The organism is Nitrospirillum amazonense, from assembly GCF_007828035.1.
Taxonomy (GTDB): domain Bacteria; phylum Pseudomonadota; class Alphaproteobacteria; order Azospirillales; family Azospirillaceae; genus Nitrospirillum; species Nitrospirillum amazonense.
Genome location: NZ_VITV01000003.1, coordinates 672,499 through 684,564 on the forward strand (window position 1 = coordinate 672,499; position 12,066 = coordinate 684,564).

The 12,066-nt window shown below is 69.3% G+C and carries 9 protein-coding genes; 5 read left to right on the top strand and 4 right to left on the bottom strand.

The window, feature by feature from the left end:
• The first annotated feature begins 97 nt into the window (after positions 1 to 97).
• The 5 genes from FBZ87_RS10860 to pyk all read left to right on the top strand — a co-directional run bounded on the left by FBZ87_RS10860 (position 98) and on the right by pyk (position 6,972).
• Positions 98 to 2,323, top strand: coding sequence for a DUF3141 domain-containing protein (locus tag FBZ87_RS10860; protein ID WP_145610323.1), 2,226 nt, complete (start codon positions 98 to 100; stop codon positions 2,321 to 2,323).
• Between the two features lie 24 nt (positions 2,324 to 2,347).
• Positions 2,348 to 3,331, top strand: coding sequence for a phosphate acetyltransferase (locus FBZ87_RS10865; protein ID WP_145610324.1), 984 nt, complete (start codon positions 2,348 to 2,350; stop codon positions 3,329 to 3,331).
• Between the two features lie 4 nt (positions 3,332 to 3,335).
• The gene (locus FBZ87_RS10870; protein ID WP_186454697.1) at positions 3,336 to 4,550 is read left to right on the top strand and encodes an acetate/propionate family kinase; all 1,215 of its coding nucleotides are present in this window, start codon (positions 3,336 to 3,338) and stop codon (positions 4,548 to 4,550) included.
• Positions 4,550 to 5,347 carry an enoyl-ACP reductase FabI gene (gene fabI, locus FBZ87_RS10875; RefSeq protein WP_145610325.1) on the top strand — a complete coding sequence of 266 codons (798 nt, stop codon included), beginning with the start codon at positions 4,550 to 4,552 and terminating at the stop codon, positions 5,345 to 5,347. The genes FBZ87_RS10870 and fabI overlap by 1 nt, the downstream gene beginning before the upstream one ends.
• A 206-nt stretch (positions 5,348 to 5,553) precedes the next feature.
• Positions 5,554 to 6,972, top strand: a complete 1,419-nt coding sequence (gene pyk, locus FBZ87_RS10880; RefSeq protein ID WP_145610326.1) for a pyruvate kinase — start codon at positions 5,554 to 5,556, stop codon at positions 6,970 to 6,972.
• Between the two features lie 103 nt (positions 6,973 to 7,075).
• On the opposite strand, the gene FBZ87_RS10885 is transcribed toward pyk, so the two are convergent.
• The 4 genes from FBZ87_RS10885 to FBZ87_RS10900 form a co-directional block, all read right to left on the bottom strand.
• Positions 7,076 to 7,459 (bottom strand): VOC family protein, encoded by a 384-nt coding sequence (locus FBZ87_RS10885; RefSeq protein WP_145610327.1) that lies wholly within the window; start codon positions 7,457 to 7,459, stop codon positions 7,076 to 7,078.
• A gap of 133 nt (positions 7,460 to 7,592) precedes the next feature.
• On the bottom strand, positions 7,593 to 8,882 hold the full coding sequence (locus FBZ87_RS10890) for an MFS transporter (RefSeq protein WP_145610328.1): 1,290 nt from the start codon (positions 8,880 to 8,882) through the stop codon (positions 7,593 to 7,595).
• Positions 8,879 to 10,372: a M81 family metallopeptidase gene (locus FBZ87_RS10895; protein ID WP_145610329.1), complete on the bottom strand. Its 1,494-nt coding sequence runs from the start codon at positions 10,370 to 10,372 to the stop codon at positions 8,879 to 8,881. The genes FBZ87_RS10890 and FBZ87_RS10895 overlap by 4 nt, the downstream gene beginning before the upstream one ends.
• Positions 10,372 to 12,006 carry a serine hydrolase domain-containing protein gene (locus FBZ87_RS10900; RefSeq protein ID WP_145610330.1) on the bottom strand — a complete coding sequence of 545 codons (1,635 nt, stop codon included), beginning with the start codon at positions 12,004 to 12,006 and terminating at the stop codon, positions 10,372 to 10,374. Before FBZ87_RS10900 ends, FBZ87_RS10895 begins: the two co-directional genes overlap by 1 nt.
• Positions 12,007 to 12,066: the final 60 nt, after the last annotated feature.

The window sequence follows — 12,066 nt, forward strand, 5'->3', positions numbered from 1 at the left end:
CGAACTAACAGGCTTGACTGGAGAATTTCGCCTATCTTTCATATTTCTCCTCTACTATTACCGCTATGCAGCATTCTTCCTGAAATGAGGAAACTTCATGGATACGGCATCGGCGGCCATCGCGACGACCCCCACGCGGACGGAATCGCCGCCCCTCGCCCCCTGGGCCACCCTGGCCCGGCAGGCCGTGGATTACTGGGTGGACGCGGGCCAGCGCTCCCTGCTGTTCCTGGATGTGCTGCGCCAGCGCGGCAACGACCATTTCCGCTATATGGACGAGGCTTGGCCCAACGTCCTGAGCTTCCCCTACGAGCTGGTGACGGACGGACGGACGCTGGCGCGGCCGGTCAACTACTGCCTGGTACGCATCCTGCCGCCAGACGGACGGCCCACCAATCCCCGCCTGCGTCCCTTCGTCGTCTTCGATCCCCGCGCCGGCCACGGCCCCGGCATCGGCGGCATGAAGCATGACAGCGAAATCGGCGTAGCCCTGGCGGAAGGGCATCCCTGCTATTTCGTGGGCTTCCTGCCCCAGCCGGTGCCGGGCCAGACGGTGGAGGATGTCTGCCGGGCGGAGGCCACTTTCGTGGAAACGGTGGCCGGCCTGCATCCGGAGGCGGACGGCAAGCCCAGCCTGATCGGCAATTGCCAGGCCGGCTGGCAGGTGATGATGATGGCCGCCACCCGGCCGGACCTGACGGGCCCCATCGTGCTGGCGGGGTCGCCGCTGTCGTACTGGGCGGGGGTGCATGCCAAGAACCCGCTGCGCTATCTGGGCGGACTGCTGGGCGGCACCTGGCTGACGACGCTGAGCGGCGATTTGGGCAACGGCATCTTCGACGGCGCCGCCCTGATCGCCAATTTCGAGAGCATGAACCCCGCCAACACCCTGTGGAAAAAGAACTACGCCGTCTATTCCAGAGTGGACACGGAAGGCCCGCGCTTCCTGGAGTTCGAACGCTGGTGGGGCAGCCCCATCCTGCTGAACGCGGGGGAGATGCAATACATCGCCGATGAGCTGTTCCTGGGCAACCGCCTGACCCGGGGCGGCATCGCCCTGTCGGACGGCACCAAGGTCGATTTGCGGGCCATCAAGTCACCCATCGTCGTCTTCTGCTCCTGGGGGGACGACATCACCCCGCCACAGCAGGCGCTGGACTGGATCCTGGATCTCTACGACAGCGACGCGGAATTGGCGGCCGGCGGCCAGACCATCGTCTATTCCCTGCACCCCAGCATCGGCCACCTGGGCATCTTCGTCTCCGCCAAGGTCGCGGCCAAGGAGCATGACGAGTTCACCCGGACCATGGATCTGATCGACGTCCTGCCGCCGGGCCTATATGAGGCGGTGTTCACGGAAAAAACGGGCGTGGCCCATGCCGAGCTGGTGTCCGGCCATTACCTGACCCGTTTCGAGCGGCGCTGCCTGGACGACATCCGCGCGCTGGGCGGCAACGACGCGCGCGACGACCGCCGCTTCGCCACCGTGGCCCGCGTCTCCGCCCTGAACCGCGACCTGTATGGCCGCACCCTGCGCCCGGTTGTTAAGCGCATGGCGACGGACCAGGGCGCGGAGTGGCTGCGGCGGATGCACCCCAACCGCCTGCGCTTCGAGATCTTCTCCGACAAGAACCCGATGATGCTGCCCGTCGCCGGCTTGGCGAACGTCGTCCGCGCCCACCGCCGGCCCGTGGCGGACGACAACCCCTTCCTGAAGGCGCAGGAGACGATGTCGGACGGCATCGTGGAGATGCTGGACACGTGGCGTGACCTGCGCGATCTAGCGACGGAGACCTTCTTCCTGACCTTCTACGGCTCCGCCCTGCTCCAAGCCGCCGTCGGCGTGAACGCCTCGACGCGGGACCGGCCGGTGCTGGCCGACCTTGAGGATGCAGAGGTCGGCGCCAACCGGCTGCGCCAGGGCGGCATCCCCGCAGCCGTCGTCCGCGGCCTGCTGTACGTCCTGCAGGCGGATGCCCATGCCGGCGCCGACGAGCGGCGCTTCGCCGTGCTGCGAGCCCTGCGCGACCAGGCCCCGGCGCAGGCGCGCCTGACCCTGGCCCAGTTCAAGGCCCTGGTGCGGGAGCAGTCGGCCCTGCTGCACCGGGACACGGCGGCGGCCATGGCGGCCCTTTCCGACTTGCTGCCGGCGGACCCGGAGGCGCGCGCCCGCGCCGCCGACGCCTTGCGCCAGGTGGTCGAGGCGGGGGAGGCGCCAGGCCCCGACGTGACGGCACGCCTGGACAAGGTGACGGCGCTGTTCCAGGCCGTACCCCCGCCGGCGGCGCCCAAGCCCCGCCGCCGCACCTCCGCCATCGCCTGAAACCGCCCCGCTATGGAGACCGCCATGGACAGCCCGACCGCCGCGACCACCCCCACGGTGCAGGCCGACATCGCCCGGCACAAGAAGTACCAGCGCCTGATCGCCGCCGCCCACCAAGCCGGCCCGCCGCCAACGGCGGTGGCCCACCCGTGCGACCTGAGCGCGCTGGAGGGGGCGGTGGACGGCGCCCGCCTCGGCCTGATCGCCCCCATCCTGGTGGGACCCGAGGCGCGCATCCGCGCCGTGGCGGAGCAGGCGGGCCTGGACATCGGCACCCTGCCCATCGTCGACACGCCGCACAGCGTCGCCTCCGCCCAGCGGGCGGTGGAACTGGTGCGGGAGGGCAAGGCCGAGGCCCTGATGAAAGGCAGCCTGCACACGGATGAGCTGATGGGCGCCGTGGTCAAGACGGACACCGGCCTGCGCACCGCCCGCCGCCTCAGCCATTGCTTCGTCATGGACATTCCGGGGCATGACGATCCGCTGATCATCACCGACGCCGCCGTCAACATCGCGCCCACGCTGGCGGAGAAGGTGGACATCGTTCAGAACGCCATCGACTTGGCCTTGATCCTGGGCTTCGGCGAGGTGCGCGTCGCCATCCTGTCGGCGGTGGAAACGGTGAACCCCAAGATCCCCTCCACCATCGAGGCCGCCGCCCTGTGCAAGATGGCGGAGCGCGGGCAGATCACCGGCGCCATCCTGGACGGCCCCCTGGCGCTGGACAACGCCATCAGCCCCCAGGCCGCCACCATCAAGCACCTGACCTCCCCCGTCGCCGGCCATGCCAACGTCATCCTGGTGCCGGATCTGGAGGCGGGGAACATGCTGGCCAAGAGCCTGACCTTCCTGGCCGGTGCGGACGCCGCCGGCATCGTGCTGGGCGCCCGGGTCCCCATCATCCTGACCAGCCGGGCCGACAGTGTGCCGGCACGCCTGGCTTCTTGCGCGGTGGCGGCCCTGATCGCCCGCCACCGCCGCACCCTCTCGGCCAAGGCGGTGGGGTAAGCCCATGCGCCGGAGAAAGATCAGCAACGCCATCATCGTCATCAACGCCGGCTCCTCCAGCATCAAGTTCTCGCTGTTCGCGGATGAGACCCGGCAGCTGGAACTGTTCCTGAAGGGCCAGATCGAGGGGCTGCGCACCGACAACGCCCACTTCATCGCCCGCCATCCCGCCGGCGACGTGGTGGGGGAGCGGCGCTGGACCGGTGCCGAGGCCGGTGCCTTCGACCATGACGCCGCCACGCGCTTCCTGATGGCGTTCATCAACACCCATCTGGAAGGCCACACGGTGGAGGCGGTGGGCCATCGCATCGTCCACGGCGGCGGCGACTTCACCGCCCCGGCGGCGCTGAACGCCGCCGTGCTGGACCGGCTGGCCGCCTTCGTGCCCCTGGCGCCCCTGCACCAGCGGCACAACCTGGCACCAGCGCGCAGCATCCTGGCCAGCACGCCCGGCCTGTTCCAGGTCGGCTGCTTCGATACCGCCTTCCACGCCACCCAGCCGGTCCTGGCCCAGGCCTTCGCCCTGCCGGCGGACATCACCGACCGGGGCGTGCGCCGCTATGGCTTCCACGGCCTGTCCTACGAGTACATCGCTGGCCAGCTGCCGGCCCTGGGGCTGGGCGACGCCAAGGTCATCGTCGCCCACCTGGGCAACGGCGCCAGCCTGTGCGCCATCGATGCCGGGCGCAGTGTCGCCAGCACCATGGGCTTCACCGCCGTGGAGGGCCTGCCCATGGGAACCCGCAGCGGCACCCTGGACCCCGGCGTGCTGTTGTACCTGATGGATGAGATGCACATGGGGCCGCGCGACCTGGAAAAGCTGCTCTACCAGCGGTCCGGCCTGCTGGGCGTCTCCGGCATTTCCAGCGACATGCGCACGCTGGAAACCTCGCCCGAACCCCGGGCCAAGCTGGCGGTGGACCTGTTCACCTATCGCATCGGGCGGGAGATCGGGTCGCTGGCGGCGGCGCTGGGCGGGCTGGACGCCCTGGTCTTCACCGCCGGCATCGGGGAACACAGCGCCGGCGTGCGCGAGGCGGTCTGCCGCCACACCGCCTGGCTGGGGGTGGAGCTGGACAGCGGGGCCAATGCGCACCCCGGTGAGGGTGCCGCGCGCATCAGCACGCCTGACAGCCGCACGGCCGTCTGGATCGTGCCCACGGATGAGGAACAGATGATCGCCCGCCACACGCGGCGCCTGCTGACGGGAGCGAACTGATGAGCACCGAGACATCCAATCTGCCCACCCCCCACCGCATCCTGGCCGGCAAGCGCGCCCTGGTGGTGGGCATCGCCAACGACCAGTCCATCGCCTATGGCTGCGCCAAGGCCTTCCACGAGGTGGGGGCGGACCTGGCCCTGACCTACCTGAACGACAAGGCCAAGCCGCATGTGGAACCCCTGGCGCGGGAACTGGGCGCCCGCCTGTTCCTGCCCCTGGACGTGACGGCGCCGGGACAGCTGGAGGCGGTATTCGACGCGGTGCGCGAAACCTGGGGCGGGCTGGACATCCTGGTGCATTCCATCGCCTATGCCCCCAAGGAGGATCTGAAGGGCGGCCTGCTGGACTGCTCAGCCGAGGGCTTCGCCCGTGCCATGGACATCTCCTGCCATTCCTTCATCCGCATGGCCAAGCTGGCGGCTCCCCTGATGGCTGACGGCGGCGCCATGTTCGCCATGAGCTATCTGGGTGCCGACCGCGTGGTGCCCAATTACAACGTCATGGGGCCCGTCAAGGCAGCGCTGGAGGCGTCGTGCCGCTACCTGGCGCATGAGCTGGGACCACAGCGCATTCGCGTGCACGCCCTGTCGCCCGGTCCGCTGATGACCCGTGCGGCATCCGGTCTCAAGGACTTCGATCGCCTCCTGAACGACGCCATAAGCCGCGCGCCGGTTGGGGAATTGGTCGATATCATGGACGTCGGCTACACCTGCGCCTACCTGGCCAGCCCCTTCGCCCGGCGCCTGACGGGCAGCACCCTTTATATCGATGGGGGTGCCAACATCGTGGCATGACCCGCCCAGAGGGCCCATCTGCCATGTAGTAAAATTACCGCCTTTAACCGGAATTTCGCATATCCCCGTGTTGTTGTCGGCGGGCGAAGCGGTTACCATCGCCGCCAACCGGACCGGGCAACCGTTGGCCATGCCGACGATGCGCCCGGGCACCGTTTCCAACCGGCCTTCACTTCTGGGGCGGCCCGCCAGGGCCGAAAACAACAATGCGTCGCCACCGCCGTGCCAAGATCGTCGCCACCGTCGGACCCGCCAGCAACTCACCCGAGATGCTGAAGGCGCTGTTCCTGGCGGGGGTGGACACCTTCCGCCTGAACTTCAGCCATGGCACCCATGAGGACCATGCCAAGGTCCACGCCCACATCCGGGCGCTGGAAAAGGAAGTGGGCCGGCCCATCGGCATCCTGCAGGACCTGCAGGGCCCCAAGATCCGCGTCGGCACCATCAAGGACGGCAAGATCGCGGTGGCCAAGGGTGACACCATCCGTTTCGTGCTGAAGGGCCAGGACGGCGACCGCGACGCCATCCCCCTGCCGCACCCCGAGATTTTCGCCGCCGTCCTGCCGGGCCATCACCTGCTGATCGACGACGGCCGCGTGCGGGTGAAGGTGACCAGCCTGGGCGACGACAGCATGACGGCAGAGGTCGTGGTGGGCGGCATCATCTCCAACCGCAAGGGCGTGAACCTGCCCGGCACCCTGCTGAACCTGTCGCCCCTGACCGCCAAGGATCGCGCCGACCTGGAATTCGGCCTCAACCTGGGCGTGGACTGGGTGGCCCTGTCCTTCGTGCAGAAGCCCAGCGACATGATCGAGGCGCGCGGCCTGATCGGCGACCGCGCCGGCCTGATGGCCAAGATCGAGAAGCCGCAGGCCCTGGACCAGATCGACGACATCATCCGCCTGTCGGACGCCATCATGGTGGCCCGCGGCGACCTGGGCGTGGAAATCCCGCAGGAGGAGGTGCCCGGCCGCCAGAAGGAACTGGTGCGCGCCTGCCGCCTGGCGGTGAAGCCGGTCATCGTCGCCACCCAGATGCTGGACAGCATGGTGGCCGCCCCGACCCCCACCCGCGCCGAGGCATCGGACGTGGCCACCGCCATCTATGACGGCGCCGACGCCGTCATGCTGTCGGCGGAATCCGCCAGCGGCGCCTATCCGCTGGAAGCAGTGTCCATGATGGACCGCATCATCGCCACGACCGAGCGGCACAAGCTGTACCACTCCCTCATCCGCGCGTCGGAGCCGGCGGAAGAGCAGACGCCGCCGCATGCCGTGGCCGCCGCCGCCGCCGACCTGGCGGAAGCCGTGCGGGCGCCGGTCATCGTCGCCTTCACCTCCAGCGGCACCACCGCCGCCCGTATCGCCCGCAAGCGGCCGGAAGTGGCCATCCTGGCCATCACCGCCGACCAGGCCGTGTCGCGCCGCCTGTGCCTGCTGTGGGGCACGCACAGCGCCCTGTCGGAGGACATCCACTCCTACGAGCAGATGGTGGATGTCGCCACCACCATGTCGCAGAGCGCCGAGTTCGCCAAGCTGCACGACCAGATCATCGTCGTGGCCGGCATCCCCTTCGCCCAGGCCGGCACCACCAACAACCTGCGCATGCTGCAGATCGGCGGGTAAGGACACCCATGGGCACCGGGCGCAATCGCGTCCGGCTACTTGTGTTCAAAAGCAAACGGCGCCGCATCGCTGCGGCGCCGTTTTCATGAGATCGTGGAACCGGTCACTCGGGCTTGAAGCAATAGGCGGCCAGCTTGTTGCCGTCCAGGTCGCGGGCGTAGGCGGCATAGGCGTTGGGCGCCCAGCCACGGGGGCCCGGCTTGCCTTCGCACACACCGCCTTTTGCCAGGGCCTCCGCATGGAAGGCGTCGACCATGGCGCGATTGGGCGCCTCGAAACTTACCGTGACGCCGTTGCCGACGGTGGCGGGCTGGCCGTTGGCCGGCTTCAGCACGAAGAAGGACGGCTTGTCCTCACCCCAGATGGAACCGTTGTCGCCCAGGTCGGCCACCCGCTTCAGGCCCAGTTTGCCCAGCACGTCGTCATAGAAGCCCCGGGCCTTGGCCAGGTCGTTGGTGCCGACGGAAACGTGGGTGTAGATCGCCATAGTCTTCCTCCCCTCAATTCTTCGCGGAATGGGTGGGATGACTATAGACAGGCGGGAAAACTCAACAATGCTGCCATATGAGGATTGACTTTTTCCCTTGAAAAACAATTCAAGGGTTTATTGTCCCTTGTCCTTAAGAACGAGCCGCGCGCAGCGCCCGCCGGAAGGTCAGCACCCCCACCAGGCTGGCCACCGCCCCCTCCAGCGCCAGGGCCAGGGGCAGGTGCTCCTCGCCCCCCAGCGCCTGCGCCAGCAGGCTGACGATGCTGGGCGCCAGGCCCAGGCTGATGAAGACACCCAGGGCGCTCATGAGGCCCAGGCACAGGCCGCGCAGATGGTTGGGCACCAGCAGGGTGATGGCCGAGGCCACGCCCACGGCCACGATGGCGCCCGCCACCATCAGCAGCGCCAGCAGCAGGGCAAACAGCGGCACGCCGGGCGCCAGGGCGAACAGGGCGGCCGGCACCGACAGCGCCGCACCGCCCAAGGCCCCCCACAAAATGCCGCCCCCGGCATTCCGCTTGTGCCCCCAATCGGCGACCAGGCCGCCCAGGACGGTGCCGCCCGCCCCCGACAACCCCAGCAGCACGCCCATCCAGCCGCCAAAGTCCGCCGGCTGCAGGCCGAAGGATCGCGTCAGCACCGGCACCGCCCAGACGGTGGCGGCGGCGTCGCCCATGTTGACGGTGATCATGCCGGCCATCAGGGGCGCCACCAGGCGGCGCAGGCGCCACAGTTCGGCCAGGGCAGGCCCCAGCCGTAGCGATACGTCCGGCGCCGCGTCGGCCGCGCCTCCCTGCCTGGCGGGCTCGGCCAACCAGATCAGCAAAGCCGTGGCCGCCAGCATCATCAGCGCCACCAGCAGCATCGTGGCGCGCCAGGCGGTCAACCCCACAGGCAGCCCCGCCGCTGGCGTCAGCATCCCCACCAGGGCCCCACCCCCGGCAAAGGCCGCCGCCATGCCCGCCGCCTGACCGATCACCATAACCATGACGGCCCGGCCCCGGCGTTGTGGCGTGGACAGGTCGGCGGTCAGGGACAGGATGGCCGGGACGGCGCCGGCGGCCCCCAGCCCCACCAGCATGCGGCCCACGAACAGGCTGGCGAAATCCCAGGCCAGGGCCGACAGGACCGTGCCCGCGATCCACAGCGCGGACAGGGCCAGCAGCAGGGTCACCCGCCGGGTACGGTCCACCAGCCGGCCGATGGGCACCGCCAGCGCCGCCACGGGCAGGGCCAGCGCCATGCCCTGGATCAGGCCCATCTGATTGTCGGACAGGCCCATGTCGGCCTTGGCTAGTTCCTGCACCGGCGACAGCAGCGTGCGGGCCACCATCCCCGCCAGCATGGCCAGCGCCAGGACCATCAGGGCGCGGAGGCGCCCCCATGATGCCGCCGGCATGGGCACCGCCGCGTTGGTCACGACACGGGGTCCAAGGGCCAGATGGGCCGGCGCAGATGGCGGTAAGGCAGTGCCCCCAGGTTCATGTTCAGGGACCCCGGCGCGTCGCAGTAGACGGTGGCCGACGAAATGGCATCGAAGGTGGCGCGGAAATGCTGGGTGGACTTCACCACCACCAGGGCCTTGGCCGAGAGGTCGATGCCCAATTCGGTGAAACAGCCGGGGGAGAAGGTCTGCTGCCGCGTGCTGTTCAGCACGATGTCCCAGGTGCCGGCACGCAGGGCCACGGCCAGGCCGATAGGGTCGTCGCCATCCGTGGCCAGGCCGCGCTGGCGGATGTCGTCGCGCACCGCCGTCACCGTGACCTCCAGATCCACCGGGTCGCCGGACAGGGGCCCGACCTTGCCGCCGATGCGCAGCGGCAGCTTGGCGCCCACGCCGGCATCGGCCGCGATCAAGGCCGCCTGCGGGTCCCAGATCATGCCCAGCGCCACGTCCTGGACGCCCCGGTCCAGCAGCGCGCGCAGGACGAAGGTGCTGTCGCACGCCGCCCCGCCGCCGGGATTGTCGGAACTGTCGGCCAGGACCACCGGCTTGCCGGACCCCATCAGGCCCACGGCCTTGTCCACCGCCTGGTCCAGGGGCAGGCGCTCCTGCAGGGGGGCTGCCGTGACGATGGCCTGAAAGTCGGCGGCGACGGCGGCCAGCACGCGATCGACGGCGGCGAGGTCGCTGCCGTCCGATACCGCCAGGACGGCGGCGCCGGTATGTTCGGTGTCGGACCAGATGAAGCCGTGCATCATGGAAACGGACAGCACGCCATCCCGCCCCTCATAGCTGGCCAGCCGGTCGACAAAACCCCGCATCGGCTGCTCCGTCGTGCCGAACAGGCCCATGACCGGCACCTTGCGGATGTGGGTCCGGGCCTTCGGGCCACCGCGCGCCATGGCGGAGAGGATGGTGTATAGCTCCTCCATGCGGGCCAGGAAATCGATGTGGGGATATTCCTTACAGGCGATGATGACAGCGCCGCTATCCACCATGGCCCGGGTGGCGTTGCCGTGCAGATCCAGGGTTACGCCCACCGGCATGTCCGGGCTGACCAGGGCCCGCACGTGGGTCAGCAGGTCACCTTCACAGTCAGGATAGTCCTGCGCCACCATGGCGCCGTGCAGGGTCAGCACCACCATGTCCACCCGCTCCGCCGCCATGGCCGCCTTCAGGTCGGCCAGCAGGGCGTCGCGCAGGCCCTCATAGACGCCCCGCGGCGCAGGACCGGAGGGCTGGGCCCCCGCGGTCGGGCCGTCGATCACCCGGTCGCCGTGCCGTTCCGCCACCGTGAACAGATCGCCATAGGCCGGCAGCACCCGCGCCCGCGCCAGGGTGGCCGGATCACCGCCGAAGTGCCGCAGGTCGTTGGTGAAGGACCGCATGGACGTGGGAAGGGGGGAGAAGCTGTTGGTCTCATGCACCAGGCCGGCGACGAAAACCGTGAGGGGACCGGTACGCATCAGGACACCTTGCGGAAGCGCAGCCGGCGGGTGCGGCCGCTGTTGAAGGTAAAGCCCTGACTGTCGAAGGCGATCAGGCCGCCGACGATGGGCACGGGCAGATCCAGGGGCTTGGCGTCCCACAGGCCGGGCGCCAGGTTCGCCAAACGGTGGCGCAGGGCGCCATGGCGGCCGGTGAGGACCAGGCGACCCGTCCGGCCATCCCCGTCAGGCTCCACCACCGCCGTCGTGCCAGAGGCGGCGGCGACATAGCGGCCAGCCTGGGGACGCAGATCGGCCGCGGGGTCCGGTTCCAGCAGCACCAGCTCCCGCTCCACCCCGAACTCCATCGCGCGCAGGGTCTTGGGCGCCTCTTCCGTTTCCGGCACATCCAGGCCCATGTGGAAGATGGCGACGTTGGGGCGCAGCAGGCCGTCATCCGCCCGCACCAAGGGCAGGCCCATGCCGCCCATGCTGATGATGGCCTTGCCCCCCTGCCGCGCCAGGCCGAAGGTGCCGCCGTTGTGCGGGTTGTAATAGGTGCCGGTGGGAATGACGCCCTCATACGGCTCCAGCTTCAGGCCCAGGGCCGGCACGCAGGCGTCGATGACGCGGGCAGCCAGATCGATGGGGTCCAGGCCGGCGCGGTTGGCCATGACGATGATGTCCAGCCCATGGTCGGGCAGGGTGATCATCTGGCTGGACCCGCCCATGACCCCGCCGGCGTGATGCACCGTGCGCACCCCGCGATAGGGCGTGTCCATCAGGCCCAGCCCATAGCCGGTGACATAGCCGTTGGCCAGCACCGCCGGTTCCACCATGCGGCGCCAGGTCTCGGCGCTGCCCACCGTCGGCCGGCCCGCCAGGGCGGCGCGCAGGTGGACCAGCCAGCGCAGCATGTCATCGACGGTGGAGACGATGCCGCCCTCGGCCGCGATCTCCGCCCCGATGGGCTGGCGGTAATAGCCACCCTTGCCATCCGCCATGTGCAGGGACGCGCTGTTGGGCACATAGTCGGTGTCGACCAGGCGCAGCAGGGTGTCGTTCATACCCAGGGGGCGGAACAGGCGGTCGCGGAAGAAGTCGCCCAGCCTCATCCCCGACAGCCGCTCGATGGCCAGCGAGAGCAGGACGTAGCCCCCGTTGTTGTAGCACCACTCCTCCCCCGCCGGGAAATTCACGTCGTCATCATCCGCCATCAGCCGCATGCAGTCGGCGGTGGACAGATGGTGGCCGGGGCCGCTGAGCTGCAGCGCCAGTTCCAGGCTGCAGCGCAGGCCGCTGAGGTGGGTCATCAGCTGGCGCATGGTGACACCGGCCGCCGCGCGCGCCATCTCCGGCACATGCCGGGCCACCGGGTCGTCCAGCCCAGCCAACCCCGCCTCCACCAGCAGCATGTAGGCCAGGGCGCCGAAATGCTTGGTGGTGGAGCCGATGCGCATGCGGATGGTGGGCGACAGGGTGACCGGCAGCTCCAGGCTGGCCAGGCCGAAGCCCTTGCGATAGAGCGGCACGCCATCCAGCGCCACCCCCACCGCCACGCCCGGCAGATGGGTCGTGTCCAGGGCCGCGAAGATCGCGTCCAGGGCGGCCCCATCCACCGCCGCCCTCGCCTCCTCCACCGCAGCCGGGACCAAGCCCGTTCCCTTGCCCATCGCCGCCCTCCCGCCGTTGATGGGATAGTTCGCGATGGCTTCATTTCCTGTCAAGAGATT